This window comes from Kitasatospora sp. NPDC059648 (genome assembly GCF_042734825.1).
In the GTDB taxonomy this organism is placed as follows: Bacteria; Actinomycetota; Actinomycetes; order Streptomycetales; family Streptomycetaceae; genus Kitasatospora.
Map to the genome: position 1 here is coordinate 28,636 of NZ_JBHWDU010000042.1, position 16,630 is coordinate 45,265.

The window sequence follows — 16,630 nt, forward strand, 5'->3', positions numbered from 1 at the left end:
CCGGGTCCCGCCGTGCGTGAGCGGTCGGGGCCGATCGGGCAGGCCTGGTGGACGTCTTCGAGGTGTGGGAGCCGCTGCCTTGCGCTCCGGGGTGTTCAGATCAGGGCCGGCTGCAGGGCGCCTTCGTGGGTGAGCAGGTGCACCTTGCGCTCGACGCCTGCCGCATAGCCGCGCATCGCGCCGTCCGCGCCGATGACGCGGTGGCAGGGGCGGACCAGCAGCAGCGGGTTCGCGCCGATCGCCGCACCCACCGCCTGGGTCTGCGCGCGCGGCAGCCGAAGGCGGGCGGTCAGAGCGCCGTAGGTGGTCGTGGTGCCGTGCGGGATCTCCTCCAGCGCACGCCAGACGCGCTGCTGGAAGTCTGTTCCGCCGGGGGTGAACGGGATGTCGAAGCGGGTGGGTTCGCCCGCCCAGTACGCCTCCAGCCGGCGGATGACGTCCGCGAACGGCTCTGCGGTGTACCGCCATCCGGGGCGCGGGGCAGGGGCGTTCTTCTGCCCGGGCATGGACAACGAGGTCAGGGTGAACCCGTCGGCGCCGTCCTCGCCCACCAGCAGCAGGTCGCCCAGCGGGCTCGTGATCGTCGTGCAGGCGATCATCGTCGCCTCCTTCTCGTCAGTTTTCGCTCCACCGTCAACTGTGGTGTCCGGCGGTCCCGATTGCTGGCGGATATCGGACGTCACGCTGCGGGGTGCGGTGCCGGTCCGCCGCCGTGCTCCAGAAGTGGTGCATGGCGTAGGTGCGCCAGGGGCGCCAGCGCTCGGCGTCGACCGGGTCGGCGCCCGCCCGTCGCATGCCGGCCTGGACGGCGACGTCGCCGGTGAGCAGGACGTCGGGGTCGCCCAACGCCCGCATGCGGATGTAGCCGGCCGTCCAGGGGCCGATGCCGCGCAGGCCCAGCAGCTTCTTCTCGGTCTCGTCGCGGTCCGCGCCCGCGTCCAGGCACACCGCGCCCTCCGCGAGTGCGGCGGCGACGGTGCGCACGGTCCTGCGGCGGGAGTCGGGCATGCCGAGCTCGGCCAGGGACGCTTCCGCGAGGTCGTCCGCGCCGGGGAACACATGGGTGAGGCCGCCGTCCGGCAGGGGAAGCGGCCGGCCGTAGGCGGTCACCAGCGCCTTGCCGAGTTTCCGTCCGGCGGCGACGGAGACCTGCTGGCCCAGTACGGCGCGGATCGCCAGCTCGTGCGGGTCGGCCGCCCCCGGGGCGCGCAGCCCGCGCCGGGCCTGGACGAGCGGGGCCAGTGCCGGGTCGGCGCCGAGCCGCTCGGTGACCGCGTACGGGTCGGCGTCCAGGTCGAACAGGCGGCGGATGCGCTGTGTGGCGGTGGTCAGGTCCCGCAGGTCGCCCAGGTGCAGGCGGCACTCCAGCCAGCCGTCGCCGAGCTTCTCGCCGACCTCGACGACTCCGGGGCCGTGCGGCAGGCGCAGGGTGCGCCGGTAGGTGCGCCTGCCCGCTCCGCCGGTGATCTCCTCTATGCCGTCCAGGGCGCGGGCGGCGAGGTAGTCGAAGACCTCGGCCGCGTCGTAGGGGCGGCGGTGGGCCAGCCGCAGCGGTATGCCCGCCGCACCGCCGGCGCTGCCGACGGAGCCGTAGCGGGAGGTGCGGCCCGGCCGGGCCGCACGCAGCTCGCTGGGGGTGACGGCGTAGATCTCGCGGATGGTGTCGTTGAACTGCCGTACGCTCGCGAACCCGGCCGCGAAGGCGATCTCGGTGGCCTGCAGGGACGTGGTCTGCAGCAGGATACGCGCGGTGTGCGCACGCTGGGCGCGGGCGAGTGCGATCGGGCCGGCGCCGAGTTCGGCGTTCAGCTGGCGCTGCACCTGCCGGGCGCTGTAGCCCAGGCGTGCGGCCAGCCCGGCGACGCCCTCCCGGTCCACGACGCCGTCGCCGATCAGCCGCACGGCGCGGCCCACCACGTCCGCCCGCGTGTTCCAGGCGGCGGAACCGGGCACCGCGTCCGGGCGGCAGCGCCGGCAGGCGCGGAAGCCCGAATGCTGGGCGGCCGCCGCCGTGGGGAAGAAGCACACGTTGCGCCGCTTCGGTGTGGTCGCGGGGCAGCTGGGCCGGCAGTAGATCCCGGTCGTGGAGACGGCGAAGAAGAACTCGCCGTCGAAGCGGGAATCGCGGCTGCACACAGCCTCGTACATGCTGTCGTCGCTGGTCACCCTCCCAGGGTGCGGCAGCCCACCCCCGGGTGCTGGCGGAAAACGGACGCCGAGCTCCCCGCAGGGCGCCCGCTTCCTCTCCGGTGCGCCGGGGACAGGTCAGCGGGCGTTGTGGAAGATGAGCCCGAGAGTGGTGCGCCGCCCGGACTCGACGGCGTTCGTTCCGTGGCGCATCGGATGGCGGCGGAAGCCGTTCCCGTCACGGAACAACCGGTGCCGCACGGGAAAGATCATTCCCTGGCCGAGTCCGGGTTTGACCACGATCGCGCGGGACTGGAGGCGGGGGCGCTGCTCGACGAAGACGTTCTCGCCACCGGTGAAGTCCTCGCCGGGCTGGTTGAGCATGACCGCGATCTGCAGCGGGAAGACGATGTCGCCGTAGATGTCCTGGTGCAGGCACGCGTAGTCACCGGGGCCGTACTGGAGGAGCAGCGGCGTGGAACGGCGCTGCCCGTGGTCCGCGCATTCGGCCAGCAGTTCCTCCAGGGAGAGCGGGAAGGTGCGTTCGCCCAGCTGCGGCGCCCACTGGTTGGCCATCCACGCCATCGGCGGGTAGAGCCGCTCCCGCAGGGTCTGGACCAGCGGCACGGTGGCGGGGTCGGCGTAGTACTTGTAGGTGCCGCGGCCGAACTGATGGCGCTGCATGACGACCGTGGAGCGGAACAGGCCGGGTTCCTCGAAGGTGTCGATGATCTCCTGGCACTGCGCGCGCGACAGCAGCGGCGGGGTGAGGGCCACGCCCTCCTCGTTCAGCTGGGCGTACAGCTGGTGCCAGTCCAGTGCGCCGAGCCCGGGCAGGTCGTCCGTCGCGGGGACGCGCGGCGGCTGCTCGGCCGGTGCGGCGGAAGGGAACAGGGTGTCGGCGGCATAGGTGAACCGGTTCATGAGGGAGTCTCTCGTCGATCTGTAGCGCCGGTGCGGGTCTGCGCACCTCCTCGGCCGGGGGACGTTCGCCCGCTCGGCCAGGGCGGGGCGTTCGCCCGCGCCGTCACCGATCGTCGCGCCCCACCCGGCCGGGGGCTGGCGGCATTCGGACGTCGCGTTCACCCGGAGCGGCTTCCGGGTGGGGCGCGGACCGTCCCGGTACGGCGTTTCCGGCGTTCAGGCGGGGAGCGTCAGCGCGGCGGTGACCGCGGCCGGGTCCCAGTAGAAGGGGCGGATCTCGGCGATGCGGCCGTCCCGCACCGTCATCTCCTGCACGATCCGGGTGTGCAGTTCGCGGCCCGTCGCCCGGGCCACGAAGCGGACGTGATTGGTCACGACGACGTCCTGTCCGTCCACGAAGCAGCGCTGGTCCAGGAACTCCATGGTCCGCCACGCCTCCCCCATGACGGCCAGGAACCTCTCGATCCCCTCCGGGCCCTGCCAGACCCCGGAGTACGGCAGACCGGGCGCCTGGTGCAGCGTCACGTCCGGGGCCAGGCACGCGGCGACCTCGTCGAAACTCGCCGCACCGGGTCCGCCCGCTTCCACGTAGGCGGCTTCGGCGGCGTAGAAGCGCTCAAGGGTCTCGGTCGTGCTGGTCTCGCGTGTCATCATCGTCTCTCCCGGGTCTCACGGCGGTCCAGGTGCGGCCGCCGGAAGGCCAACGAGAGGCGATAAGTCCCGGTTACGACGGTTCAGGGATGAACGTTCCGGTGTACTTCGAGTGTCACGGTGGAGCGGTTGAGCGTGATGTAGTGCAGACCCGGCGCCCCCTCCCCCAGCAGGCGTTCGGCCAGTGCGGTGGCGTGCTCGACACCGATGCGCCGGCCGTCGGCCGGACGGTCGCGGGCCTCGTGCAGCCGCTGCGCGAGACCGGTGGGGACGGTTGCGTCGGAGAGCTCCGCGAACCGGCTGATCTGCCGTACGTCCGTGGCCGGCATGATCTCCGGGATGATCGGGATGTCGCACCCGGCCCGTAGAACACGGTCCCGGAGCCGCAGGTAGTCCTCCGCGTCGAAGAACATCTGGGTGATGGCGAAGTCGGCGCCGGCCCGGCACTTGGCGACGAAGTGCCGGATCTCGCTCTCCCAGTCCGGTGAGCGCGGATGGCGTTCGGGGAAGGCGGCCACGCCGATCCCGAAGTCGCCCAGCCCCCGGACGAGTCCGACCAGTTCGCGGGCATAGGTCAGCCCGTCGGGGTGCGGGGTCCAGAGCTTGCGGGGGCCGCCGGGCGGATCCCCGCGCAGCGCCAGGACGTCGCGTACGCCCGCGTCCGCGTACTGGCCGATGATGTGGCGCAGTTCGGCCACCGAGTGGCCCACCGCGGTCAGGTGGGCCACCGGCCGCAGCGAGGTCTCGGCGGCGATGCGCCGGGTCACCTCGACGGTGCGCTCGCGCGAGGACCCCCCTGCTCCGTAGGTGACCGAGACGAAGGAGGGGGCCAGCGCCTCCACCCGCCGGATCGCCTCCCACAGGGTCTTGTACCCGGCCTCGGTCCTGGGCGGGAAGAACTCGAACGAGAAGGTCCGCTGCCCGGCGGCCAGTTGGTCGCGCACCGACGCGGCACCGCGTGGGCGCGGGCGGTGGGGCTGGGTCGGGAGTACGGTCACGGCAGGTCCGCGAGGAGTGGTTCCAGGGCGGCCGCAGTGCCCGGGCCGTAGGTCTCGGTGATCCGGCGGCGCATCTCGTCCGGCACGATCTTGTACTCCTGTGTGCCCACCGATTCCAGGACCGTGGTGGCCAGCGCGCAGCCGAGCCGGACGGCCTGCTCGATCGGGACGCCCTGGGTCACCGCGGCCAGGAACCCCGCCCGCAGCCCGTCGCCGACGCCGGTCGGATCGGCCGGTCCGCGCGTGGGCAGGGCCGGGACGCGGCGGACGGGTGCGGAGCGTTCCAGGATCTCGGCGCCTTCGGCGCCCCGCGTGCGGATCCAGGTGCCGACCCGGTCCAGGACGTCCGTCATCGTCCATCCGGACCGTTCGAGCAGCAGCGCGGACTCGTACTCGTTGGTGAACAGGTAGCGGGCTCCGCTGACCAGCGTCCGGGTCTGTTCGCGGTCGAGGCGGGCAAGTTGCTGGGAGGGATCGGCGGCGAAGGGGACCCCCAGTCCGGCGCACTCGTGGGTGTGGCGGAGCATGGCCTCGGGGTCGTCCGGGGCGATCAGCACCAGGTCGAAGGGGCCCGTGCGCCGTGCGGTGTCGCTGAGGGAGATGGTCCGGGCCTCCGCCATCGCCCCGGCGTAGAACGTGGCGATCTGGTTGTGCTCGGCATCCGTGGTGCACATGAACCGGGCGGTGTGCAGGGTCTCGCTCAGGTGCACGGCCCGGGTGTCGACGCCGTTGTTGACCAGCCATGCGGCGTAGTCGGCGAAGTCGTGGCCGGCCGCGCCGATCAGGACGGGGGTGAGGTTCAGCCGGGCCAGCCCGATCGCGATGTTGGCGGCGACGCCGCCGCGGCGCACGTCGAGGGTGTCGGCGAGGAACGACAGGGACACGTGGTCGAGCCGGCCGGGGATGAGCTGGTCGGTGAAGCGTCCGGGGAAGACGGCCAGGTGGTCGGTGGCGATCGAGCCGGTGACGGCGATGCGCACGGCGGGGCTCCTTGTCGGCATGTCGGTCACAGGCCCGCGGCGGTCCTGAGCTGTGCGGCACGGTCCGTGCGTTCCCAGGTGAAGTCGGGCAGTTCGCGGCCGAAGTGGCCGTAGGCGGCGGTCTGGGCGTAGATCGGGCGGAGCAGGTCGAGGTCGCGGATGATCGCGGCCGGGCGCAGGTCGAAGACCTCCGCGATGGCCCGCTCGATGCGTTCCTGGGCCACGGTGGCGGTGCCGAAGGTCTCCAGGAACAGGCCGACCGGGCGGGCCTTGCCGATGGCGTACGCGACCTGGACCTCGCAGCGGGTCGCGAGTCCGGCGGCCACGACGTTCTTGGCGACCCAGCGCGTCGCGTACGCCGCCGAGCGGTCGACCTTGGAGGGGTCCTTGCCGGAGAAGGCGCCGCCGCCGTGCCGGGCCATGCCGCCGTACGTGTCGATGATGATCTTCCTGCCGGTGAGGCCGGCGTCCCCCATGGGGCCGCCGATCTCGAACCTCCCGGTCGGGTTCACCAGGAGCCGGTATCCGCCGGTGTCCAGCTTGATGCCCTCGTCCTCCAGTTGGGCCAGGACGTGGTCCACCACGTACTCGCGCACGTCGGGTGCGAGGAGCGCGTCCAGGTCGGTGTCGGGTGCGTGCTGCGAGGAGACCACGACCGTGTCCAGGCGCACCGGCCGGCTGTCCTGGTACTCGATGGTCACCTGGGTCTTGCCGTCCGGGCGCAGGTACGGCATGACGCCGTCCCGGCGTACGGCGGTGAGGCGGTGGGCCAGCCGGTGTGCCAGGTCGATCGGCAGGGGCATCAACGTGGGGGTCTCGTCGGTGGCGTAGCCGAACATGAGCCCCTGGTCGCCGGCTCCCTGCCGGTCGAGGGCGTCGTGCCCGCTACGGTCGCGGGACTCGTACGCCTCCTCGACCCCTTGGGCGATGTCGGGCGACTGGCTGCCCAGGGAGACGGACACCCCGCACGACGCTCCGTCGAATCCCTTGGCCGACGAGTCGTAGCCGATCGCCAGGACGGTGTCGCGGACCAGTTGGGCGATCGGTGCGTACGCCGTGGTGGTGACCTCGCCGGCGATGTGCACCTGTCCGGTGGTGATCATGGTTTCGACGGCGACGCGGGAGGCGGGGTCCCCGCGGAGCAGGGCGTCGAGGATCGCGTCGCTGATCCGGTCGGCGATCTTGTCCGGGTGGCCCTCGGTGACGGACTCCGAGGTGAAGAGGCGACGGGACATCACGGCTCCTGGGAGTGAGGGGGACGCGGTGCGGGCTCGGCGAGCGCGCGGGCCACGAGGGCGGGGGCGCCCCCGGTGTAGGCGGTGGGGTCGAGGAGGTGCGCCAGTTCGTCCGGGGTGAGGTGGGCGCTCACCTCGGGCCGGGAGCCCAGCACCTCGGCGAGGGGGCGGCCCTCCTGCTCGGCGGTGAGGGAGGCGTCGGTCAGCAGCTGCTTCGCGGACACGCGGCCCAGGGAGGGTGTGAGGGCGGCGGCGAGGCGTTCGGTGGCGATCCGGCTGCCGGTGAGGCCGAGGTTCTCCCGCATGCGGCGGGGGTTCGGGGTGAGTCCCTCGGCCAGTTCGGCGGCGGTCGACGCGGCCCCGCCGGTGAGGCGCAGGGCCTCGCGCAGCAGCAGCCACTCGGCGTGCCAGACCCCGGCCGACCGCTCGTCCTCGGTGACCATGCACTGCGTCAGCGCCTGGGCCAGGGCGGGGACCTGGAGGGACGCGCTGCGGACGAGCGTGGAGAGCACGGGGTTGCGTTTGTGGGGCATCGCCGACGAGCTGCCGCGCCCCTGTGCGGCGGGCTCGGACACCTCGGCGATCTCCGTGCGCGACAGCACCAGGGCGTCGGCGGCCAGTTTGCCGAGGGCACCCGTGGTGAGGGCCAGTGCCGCGGCGGTGTCGGCGATCGGTGTCCGCAGGGCGTGCCACGGCAGGCGCGGCCGGGCGAGGCCGGTCTCGGCCGCGTAGGCGTCCACGAGCCGGTCCTGGTAGTCGTGGGGCGGCGGGGTCCGTGGGGTCGGGCGTGCGAACTCCAGGTATCCGCCGAGTGTTCCGGCGGCGCCGCCCAGGGAGACGGGCAGGGTGTTCCGGGCGGCCGAGGTCCGGTCCGCGGCGTCCAGGACGAGCTGTCGCCAGCCGGCGGCCTTCAGGCCGAACGTGGTGGGCACCGCGTGCAGGGCGAGCGTGCGGCCCGCCATGGCGGTGTCGTGGTGGTCGGCGGCCAGGCGGGCCAGGGCGTCGGCGGTCCGGTTCAGGTCGGCGAGTACGAGGCCCAGCGCACGGTGGGTCATGAGCATCGTGCCGGTGTCGAGGACGTCCTGACTCGTCGAGCCCCGGTGCACGTACTCGGCCGCCGCCGGGTCCTCGGCCGCGACCGCCCGGCCCAGCGCGCCCACGAGGCCCACGACCGGGTTGGCCGTCTCCCTCGCCCGGACGGCCAGGTCCCGCAGGTCGAACCGTTCGGCGCGGGCGGCCCGGGTGATGGCGTCGGCCGCTTCGGCAGGGACGGTGCCGAGCCGTGCCTGGGCGCGGGCCAGAGCGGCCTCGGCGTCCAGCATGGCCTGCAGCCACGCCTGTTCGCCGGTGGCCCGCTCGACCGCCGTTCCCACTCTGACCGGGGAGAAGAGGCCCGCGTCCGGGCCCCCGTCCCACGGGGCGCCGCCGTTGTTCCGGGTCATGTGGTCGTCTCCAGACGGTCGGGTGCGGGCGCGGGTTCGGCCGGGGGGAGGCGGAGCACCGCACGGGCGATCGCGTCGGAGTCGCCGAGGATCACCGAGTTGGCTCCGGGGCGGATGCCGGCGGCGGTGACCCAGTGCACCGATTCGGTGGGGACGCCGTAGGCGAAGCGCCGGGGGTGGGCCCGGCCGTGGACGTCCACGATGTGGTAGGGGCGTGGGGTGACGGCCAGTCCACCGGATTCGAAGACGGAGCCGCGGGAGTCGTCCAGGCGGTAGGGGACCGCCTGTCCGGTGCTGAGGAGGTACCGCAGCAGGGCGTCGGCGGTCTGCCGGACGTCGGGCTCCGGCAGCCGGGCCTCGATGAGTGCGGACGCCCGCACCGGGTCCGCGGTGACCTGGGGCGACGCGGCGACGAAGGCGCCGTGGTCCCCTTCCCGTTCCAGTGCGAACTCCGTTCCGGGGCCCAGGAGTTGGACGACTCCGGCCTCTATCAGCGCGGCCAGTTCCTCGATCCGGGACGCGGGCGGGCCGATGGACAGGAAGGCGTTGAGCGGCGTGTACCAGCCCTTGAGTTCGTCGCGGTAGGAGTTGCCCTCGATCCCTCCGTGGTCGACCGCCAGCCGTATCTCGTTGCGCAGGTCGCGCAGCACGTCGAGGGCCGCCTTGAGCGGTCCGTTGACGTTCCCGTTCCGTGCTTCGCGGACGTCCTCGGCCAGGTAGTCGAGCAGCCAGCGTTGGAAGTCGGCCCGGTCGGCGAAGAGGCGGCCTCCGGTGGGCTGCTGGAGCCGGTCCCAGTCCCAGCGCTCCTCCTCGGTGATGCCGTGTGCCCGCAGGACCGCGTCCTGTTGCCCCGGGGTGTCGGCGGCGAGGTACTCGGCGGCGAAGTCCGCTGCCCGGATCTCGTGCCGGGACCGCAGCACCGTCTCGTAGTAGACGCTCTCGACCTCCCTCGCGATGAGGGGCCACAGGTCGGTGGCGAATTGCGCGCGGTCCCCGTCCTGGCCGCGGCGTCGCAGCCTCTCGATGGTCCGCGGTGTCAGCAGCCTGGGCTCGTGCCGGCCGTACGCGCCCTTCTCGTTCTCGCCGCGGGCGTGGTACGGGATGCCGCGCCGGGAACCCGCGTGGATCAGGGGCTCCCGTCCGGACGGGAGGTACACCAGCCGGCCGGAACGCCGGACGAACGTGCCTCCCCGCCCCCTGGTGAGCAGCGCCACCTGGTCGAAGAAGTTGAGTCCGAGTCCGCGGATGAGGACGGTGCGGCCCGGCTCGATGCACGACAGGTCGAGGTCGGCCGGGTTGGCCGGACGCACGTACGTCAGGCCCAGGCGCGCGGCGGCGCGGGACCAGTCCGACTCGCGTGCGCTGGGCAGTTCGGGCAGGTGCCCGAGGGCCAGCACCACGGCGTCGAGACCGGCCAGCCGGGTGCCGTCCGCGAGGGACAGCACCTGTCCCGCGCCGGAGCGGGACACCCCGTCCCGCAGGGCGACGGCGCGGGTGGCGTGTTCGACGATGTGGCAGTGGGCCGGTGCCCGCTCGCGGATGCGCCGGTAGGCGTCGACCAGGTAGCGGCCGTAGAACGCGCGAGTGGGGTAGCCGTCCGGGTGCAGGGCCGTCGCCTCGGTGTACGTCGCCTCGCCGAACGCGTCGGGCCCGGCGGGCAGCACGACGGTGCGCGCCCATTCGTAGAGGTTGGGGCCCGGCTCGACCGGGCCCGCCATGTCGACCGTCTCGTCGGTGAACACGGTCACCTGGGACGCCACCGTGTTCATGAGGAGCAGCCGTGACTGGCTGGTGCGCCACACCCGCCCCGCGCCCGGCCGGTAGGGGTCCACGAGGTGCACGGTCAGCCGGTCGTGCCGTCCGGGTGCGCGTTCGTTGGCGCAGATCCGTTCCAGCACGGACAGGCCGCGCGGTCCCGCCCCGACGATGGCGATCTCCAGGTTCCTGTCGCTCACCGGGGCCCCCGTGTACCGGTGACGAGCGCCACCAGGGCGTCCGGGTCCTCCGGCAGCCGGTCGCCGCGCCAGGCGACGTGCTGGTCGGGCCGGATCAGCACGAGGTCGCGCTGGTAGAGGTCGCGCGCCGCGTCATGGTCGACGTCCAGCACGGTCAGCGGCATCCCGTGGGCCTGGGCGGCGGCCTCCAACGGCTTGCCGGTCGGTGCCCGTCCTCCCAGCCTGAGCAGGGTGAAGCCCGGGCCGAGCCGGTCGAACAGGGAGCTGCCCGGACCGTGCCAGGTGTCCAGCCACAGGTGTGGGGCGCGGCCTCCCGGCACGCTGGACGGTGTGTACGTCCCCCAGGAGTCCGCGGGCGGTGTCCCGTCCTGCGCGATGACGGGTGATCCGTCGTAGCGGGCGCCGAGCTGGACGCCGAGCGAGTGGGTCCGCTCTCCGTAGCAGCGCAGTTGGTCGCCGACGCGTGCCCGTGCGGCCTCGCCCTCCGGGCCGGGGAGTTCCAGTTCGGCGGGGCGTTCGACGGTTCCGAGCCCCGCGTTGAGTTCCCGGGCGGCCGTCGTGTTGCGCCGGGCGGTCGGCCTTCGCTCGGCCTCGTAGCTCGCGAGGAGGGCGGGGCCGCCCCAGCCGGCCAGGATGCCCGCCAGTTTCCAGGCGAGGTTGGCGGCGTCGTCCACTCCGGTGTTCATGCCGAACCCGCCGTTCGGCGTGAACAGGTGTGCCGCGTCACCGGCCAGCAGGATGCGGCCGACGGTGAACCGCTCGGCGACCAGGGCCACACCGGGGGTCCACGGCCGTCGGCCGAGGACCTCGACGGGCAGCGGCATCCCCGCGCCCCGGCGCACCAGGTCCGCGATGTCGTCCGCCCCCGCGTCCGGTGCCACGGAGCTGGTCAGCAGGAAGAACTCGTCCGCCCCGTTGAGGGAGATCAGGTTCATGACCAGCTCGCTGTTGAGGGACCAGTAGCTCCAGGCGCGGCGGCCGGTCATCACGTCCCGGTGGAACGTGGGCAGGCGCAGGTGCGCCGCCGTCGCCTGGCGGCCCAGCACCTCCTGGTCCAGGGCTCCCTCTCCGTCGTAGCGCACGCCGAGGGAGCGGCGCACGAGGCCGCGGCCTCCGTCGCAGCCCACCGCGAAGCGGGCGGTCCAGTGCTCGGGAGGGCCGTCCGCGGGCCGTGCCCACAGGGTGACCTGCTCGGCGTCCTGCTTGAGGTCGGTGACCCGGCGTCCGAGGCGAAGGGTGATGTTCGGCCGGGTGCGGACGTACTCGTACAGGAACCGCTCGACGTACATCTGGTTCGCGCGGTGCACCGGCTCCGGTGTCTGGTCGGTGGCCGGTGCCACGGAGGTCTGCCGCATCCTGCGGGCGCGGGAGGCCAGCTTGAGCCGGGAGAGTTCGGTGCCGGAGTAGCGGGTGAAGTAGGCGATGTCGGCGGGGTGTTCGGCGGGCAGCCCCAGGGCCCGGATCGGCGCGGAGATGCCCAGGCTGCGGTAGTGCTCCATGGTGCGCGCGTTGTGGGTGTTTCCCCGGGGGGCGTCGTAGGGGGTCTCCGCCTCGTCGAACACGACGCTGCGCACCCCGTGCCGGTCGAGGAACAGGGCGAGCATGATGCCGACCGGTCCACCGCCGACGATCGCGACGGGCGTGTGCTGGGTCCGTTGCATCTAGCGGCCCTCCGGTCGGCCCAGGCCCAGGCCCACGCGCAGCGCCGCTTCGAGTGCCGGCGACGGGTCGGGGCAGCGGGTCAGATGGCGGGCGAGGACGAATCCGTCCGGGCGTACGACGACGACTCCGTCGTCGTCGTGGCCGCGCAGGCGGGTCCATGCGCCGTCGGTGTCCTGGAGTGCGCCGTCGGGTCCGACGTCGTACGCGTCGATGCGCAGGTCCAGTCGTGCGGCGAGGTCCTGCGCGGCCCGCAGCCACGCGTCGCCGCGCGCGCCCGCGAGCAGCAGGAACGAGCCGGGGGCGGTGTGCAGTCGATGGGTGGCCACCCGCTGGTCGCGGTGGCGCAGCCAGGCGTGCGGGAGGCGGGCGCCCGGCCGGGCGGTCTGCCGGTATTCGAGGCCCAGGGGGTCGGTGGGCGGGGGCGGGGTCCTGTCGGGGACCACGAATCCGGCGTCCCCGTACTCGTAGCCCATCTCCAGGCCGAGGTGGGCCGTCGTGATGCGGTTCGTGTCGAAGTACTCGCGCAGCACGGTGCGTCGGGTCTCGCCGTCCGGCGTGTCCGAGAACAGCGCGGTCATCTGTGCCCGGTTCCACTCGGGGCGGGCTCCTTGGATCACGCCGGTCGCGGCGGTGAACGCGATCTGGTTGAAGAGGGAGTACACCGCGCGTTCGACCACGCGTTGTGCCACGGGCCGGCGCTCGGCCTCGTAGCTGTCGAGGAGTGCCTCGCCCGCCGTTCCGGCGAGGACGTGCGCGAGCTTCCAGGCGAGGTTGTGCGCGTCCTGGATCCCGGTGTTCAGTCCCAGGGCCCCGGAGGGCGGATGGCGGTGGGCGGCGTCGCCGACGAGGAAGACGCGGCCCGTGCGGAACCGCTGCGCGACGGTGCCCTCGACGGGCCAGCGGCTGATGCTCTCGACGTCCATGGGGTGGTCGTCCGGGAGTTTGAGGGTGCGGCGCACCATCTTGATGACGGTCTCGTCGTCGAGGTCGGCGGCCCCCGGGGTGCCCGGGGCCCTGGAGAACATGAGGGTCCACTCCTGGGAGTGCCGTCCCCAGTGGTCCGGGCCCATGGGGACGACGCCGCAGTGTTCGAGGGTCCCGTCGTCGGAGAGGCTGGAGACGCGGTTGACGACGGCGTCGTCGTACGGGATGAACGGTGAGAAGTCCGCCCGGACGTGGAGGTTGATCCATTCCAGGAACGTCGGGGTGCCCTCCATCGGGATGCCCCGCAGCCGCCCGATGGTCTTGCCGCCGTCCGCCGCGATCACGTAGGAGGCGCGCACGCGGAAGGTCCGCTCGTCCCTGCTGCTCCGGTCGAGGACGGTCGCGGTGACCCCGGTCGTGTCCTCGTCCAGGTCCAGGAGTTCGTGGTGGAAGAGCAGCGAGCCGGGGGCCCGCTGTTCGGCGTGGCGGCGCAGCAGGGGTTCCAGCCAGCGCTGGCCGAGGTTGGCGTGCGGTTGTGCGGAGGCCGCGGCGTACCGTGCGGCCAGGTCGCCGCCGCCGTAGGCGCTCGTGCGGTACAGGACCTTGCGGTCGTAGGGTGCGTCGCCGCCCAGGCTCGACAGCCAGACCATGGCGCCGCAGTTCTCCGGTGGCGCGCCCTCGCGGTAGACGTCCTCGGCGACCTTGTGGTGGGCGAGGATTTCCATGGTCCGGGCGTTGAGGATGTGTGCCTTGGGCTGCACGGACGTCGAGGGGTGGCGCTCCACGAGGAGTGATTCGACGCCGAGGTCGGACAGCGCCAGCGAGGCGGTCAGTCCGGATCCGCCGCCGCCCACGATCAGTACGGGGACCTGTCGCTCGATGTCCCCGTCGGCCTGCGGGGTGCTCATTTGTCCTCCTCGGCCGGTCCGATGACCAGCAGGCTGGTCTCCAGTGCGAGTGCGTGTACGGAGCGCAGGCGCAGGCCGGCGCCTTCCAGCAGGCTGCGGTAGCCGTCGAGGGTGCGTTCGCGGCCGCCGGCGGCCATGAGCAGGTGCAGGTCCCACAGCAGCGGAAGCAGTTCCTGGTCTCCTGCGGGGTCGGGGATCACCCGCTCCACGACGAGCAGCCGGGCCGTCGGCGGCATCGCCTCGCGCAGCACCTTGAGCAGCCGTACGCAGGAGGCGTCGTCCCAGTCCTGGAGCACCCGTGAGAGCAGGTAGACGTCCGCTCCTCCGGGCACGTTCTCGAAGAGGTCGCCCGCCACGGTGTCGTAGCGGTCGGCTCCGAGGACGCTGCCGAGGGCGGCCTCGGCGACCGGGATGACGTGCGGGAGGTCGAAGAGCACCCCGTGCAGCCCGGGGTGGGCCTGCAGCACGGTCGAGAGCAGGGCGCCCGCGCCGCCCGCCACGTCGACGACGGTGCGGGCGGACGAGAAGTCGTGGGCGGCCGCGACGTCCTGGAAGAAGACGTTCCCGGCGTTCATGGCGCGTTGGAACCGGACGGCGGCCTCGGGGTCGCTCGCGAGGTGGGTGCGCAGTGGTGTGCCGAACGCGTGCTGGAATCCCGAGGTGCCGGTGCGGACCGCGTCCACGACGGCGCCCCACGCGCGGTGGAACTCCTGTCCGTAGACGACCGCCATGTCGCGCATGGACCGGTCGTGATCGGTCCGCAGGAGGTCGCCTGCCGGAGTGAGCCGGTAGCCGGAGTCGCCTCCCCCGTCGAAGAAGCCCATGGCCGTCAGCAGCCGCATGAGTCGTTCGACGGCGTCCTCGTCGCAGTCGGTCGCGGCGGCCAGCGCCGTGGTGGTCGTGTGTCCTGCCTGGATGTGGTCGGGTAGGCGCAGTACGGCGGCCGCATGCAGCGCCTGGGCCTGCCAGGCGCCGGTGAGGACGTCCACCACGCGGCGCGCGGGAAGCGCGTCGGCCATGTCTCGTGCCTTTCGCTGTCCGGTCGTCTCTTGGGGTGCGGATGCGTTGTGCTAGTCGGCGCGTGTGGACGCCGGTTCGGGGAGGCCGGGAAGGGTGTGCGTGTGGGCGGCCCCCGGCCGGGCGGGCTCGCCGAGCATGTGGCGGTGGGTCTCGCGCAGGCTGCGCTTGAGGACCTTTCCGGTCGGGCCGACGGGCAGCTCGTCGCGGTGGGCGGCGATGATCAGGGCGTCGAGGGTGCGCAGGCCCTTCTTGCGCAGATCGGCGTTGCACGCCTGGAGGAGGTCCTCCGGCGAGCGCCGCACGTCGTCCCGGTACAGGACCACCGCGGCCGGCACGTGGAAACCCGGCCGGTCCGGGTCCTCGACGGCGACGACGGCGGTGTCCAGGGCCTGGGTCGTGAGCAGGACCCGCTCCTCCAGGGGCAGGCTGTGCACGGGACCGTCGACCGTGTGGATCACGTCCGGTGTGCGGTCGAGGTGGTACCAGCGGCCGTCGGGGTCCCGCCGCACGATGTCCCCGGTGAGGAAGTAGCCGTTGCTCAGCGACTGTTGGCTCAGGTCCGGGTCGTCCCAGTAGCCCGGTGTGACGCTGGGTGTGCGCACCCCGAGGAGTCCGGCCTCCCCGTCGGGCAGGACGTTGCCGTGCTCGTCGAGGACGGCGGCGTCCCGCACCGCCTTGATGGGGTGGCCGATGAGCCGGTCGTAGTCGGTGCTCTGCTGGGTGTGGACGGTGCGGAAGAGCACCATGCCCATCTCGGACGAGCCGAGGCCGTCGATGTAGCGGGATCCCGCGAGACGTTTGCGGCCCTCGCGCCGCGCGCCGAGTGCGGTGAGCGGGCGGATGTGCCGTTCGTGCGAGGCGTCGCCCATTCCGTTCCAGGAGTGGATGGACTGGGCGGCGTACGGCGTGACGCGCGTGACGTCGATCTCGGCCAGCGTCAGGGGGAATCCCAGGACGAAGGTCGGGCGGAACCGGTTGATCGCGCGGGTCAGCAGTTCCCCGTCGGCGCCGTCGAGCACGAGGGTGGGGATGCCGAGGAGCAGTGCCATGGTCAGGTAGCTGATGCCGGCCGAGTGGCTGTGCGGCAGCGCGGTGAGCATCCGGTCGGAGCGCTGCGAGGGAAAGGTCCACAGGCGGCCGCGCTTGCCGTCGAAGAACGAGGCGTGGGTGAAGACGGGGGCCTTGGGGCGGCCGGTGGTACCGGAGGAGTGGGAGATCATCACGAGGTCGTCGCGCCGGTGCCGGTGCGGGAAGCCCGGCAGTGGTCCGCTCGGGCGGGGCGCGGTCTCGTGGAGCAGGCGGATGTCCTCGGTGAGGATCTTCTTGGCGTCGGCGTTCGCGGACCGGTCCCACGCGCGGGTGCAGCCCGCGAGCAGGTCGGCGTCGGCGACCAGGACGGTGACACGGGTGCGGACGAAGTAGTCGGCGGCGGTGGGCAGCGCCATGTTGGGGTTGCAGTGGACGGCGACCGCGCCGAGGCTCGTGACCGCGATGTGGTGCAGGAGGCCGTACAGCCCGTTGCGGGTGAGGATTCCGACGTGCGTGTGGGGCAGTACGCCGTGGCTGCGGTACCAGTGGGCGTACCGGACGACGATGCGTCGCATGTCGTCGAGGGAGACACCGGGCAGCTCGCCCTCGTCCCAGTGGTCGGAGGTGACGTCCGGGTGGAACAGCAGCGGCCGGTCCCGGTCGTCGGCCACCTGCCAGGCGTGCCAGAAGAAGTTGCCCGCTCCGAGCTGCCGGTCGGCCGTCAGCCGCAGGCGCTGCACGGTGGACCTGTGCGTCCCGAGGATGTTCATGGGGT

13 protein-coding genes are annotated in these 16,630 nt (G+C 72.8%); all 13 read right to left on the reverse strand.

Translation table 11 applies throughout. From position 1 onward, the window contains the following. Positions 1–95 precede the first annotated feature (95 nt). Positions 96–599, reverse strand: a complete 504-nt coding sequence (locus ACFV1W_RS23635) for a methylated-DNA--[protein]-cysteine S-methyltransferase (protein ID WP_380419207.1) — start codon at positions 597–599, stop codon at positions 96–98. A gap of 34 nt (positions 600–633) precedes the next feature. Then, positions 634–2,148: an AlkA N-terminal domain-containing protein gene (locus ACFV1W_RS23640; RefSeq protein ID WP_380419239.1), complete on the reverse strand. Its 1,515-nt coding sequence runs from the start codon at positions 2,146–2,148 to the stop codon at positions 634–636. Positions 2,149–2,265: 117 nt separating this feature from the next. Next, a complete protein-coding gene (locus tag ACFV1W_RS23645; RefSeq protein ID WP_380419208.1) occupies positions 2,266–3,051 on the reverse strand; it encodes a 2OG-Fe(II) oxygenase in 786 nt (261 codons plus the stop codon). A gap of 216 nt (positions 3,052–3,267) precedes the next feature. Next, positions 3,268–3,705, reverse strand: coding sequence for a nuclear transport factor 2 family protein (locus ACFV1W_RS23650; RefSeq protein ID WP_380419209.1), 438 nt, complete (start codon positions 3,703–3,705; stop codon positions 3,268–3,270). Between the two features lie 80 nt (positions 3,706–3,785). Beyond that, on the reverse strand, positions 3,786–4,646 hold the full coding sequence (gene metF, locus ACFV1W_RS23655; protein ID WP_380419210.1) for a methylenetetrahydrofolate reductase [NAD(P)H]: 861 nt from the start codon (positions 4,644–4,646) through the stop codon (positions 3,786–3,788). A 50-nt stretch (positions 4,647–4,696) separates the two neighbouring features. Then, positions 4,697–5,680 carry a carbohydrate kinase family protein gene (locus tag ACFV1W_RS23660; protein WP_380419211.1) on the reverse strand — a complete coding sequence of 328 codons (984 nt, stop codon included), beginning with the start codon at positions 5,678–5,680 and terminating at the stop codon, positions 4,697–4,699. Positions 5,681–5,706: 26 nt separating this feature from the next. Continuing rightward, positions 5,707–6,915, reverse strand: coding sequence for a methionine adenosyltransferase (gene metK, locus ACFV1W_RS23665; protein ID WP_380419212.1), 1,209 nt, complete (start codon positions 6,913–6,915; stop codon positions 5,707–5,709). Next, positions 6,915–8,357 (reverse strand): lyase family protein, encoded by a 1,443-nt coding sequence (locus ACFV1W_RS23670; protein ID WP_380419213.1) that lies wholly within the window; start codon positions 8,355–8,357, stop codon positions 6,915–6,917. Before ACFV1W_RS23670 ends, metK begins: the two co-directional genes overlap by 1 nt. Further along, the gene (locus ACFV1W_RS23675) at positions 8,354–10,312 is read right to left on the reverse strand and encodes an FAD/NAD(P)-binding protein (RefSeq protein ID WP_380419214.1); all 1,959 of its coding nucleotides are present in this window, start codon (positions 10,310–10,312) and stop codon (positions 8,354–8,356) included. The genes ACFV1W_RS23670 and ACFV1W_RS23675 overlap by 4 nt, the downstream gene beginning before the upstream one ends. Further along, positions 10,309–11,973, reverse strand: coding sequence for an FAD-dependent monooxygenase (locus ACFV1W_RS23680; RefSeq protein ID WP_380419215.1), 1,665 nt, complete (start codon positions 11,971–11,973; stop codon positions 10,309–10,311). The genes ACFV1W_RS23675 and ACFV1W_RS23680 overlap by 4 nt, the downstream gene beginning before the upstream one ends. Beyond that, positions 11,974–13,806 carry an FAD-dependent monooxygenase gene (locus tag ACFV1W_RS23685; protein ID WP_380419216.1) on the reverse strand — a complete coding sequence of 611 codons (1,833 nt, stop codon included), beginning with the start codon at positions 13,804–13,806 and terminating at the stop codon, positions 11,974–11,976. Beyond that, entirely contained in the window at positions 13,803–14,825 is a 1,023-nt protein-coding gene (locus ACFV1W_RS23690; RefSeq protein ID WP_380419217.1) for a methyltransferase, read from the reverse strand. The genes ACFV1W_RS23685 and ACFV1W_RS23690 overlap by 4 nt, the downstream gene beginning before the upstream one ends. A 51-nt stretch (positions 14,826–14,876) precedes the next feature. Beyond that, positions 14,877–16,625, reverse strand: coding sequence for a class I adenylate-forming enzyme family protein (locus ACFV1W_RS23695; protein WP_380419218.1), 1,749 nt, complete (start codon positions 16,623–16,625; stop codon positions 14,877–14,879). Positions 16,626–16,630: the final 5 nt, after the last annotated feature.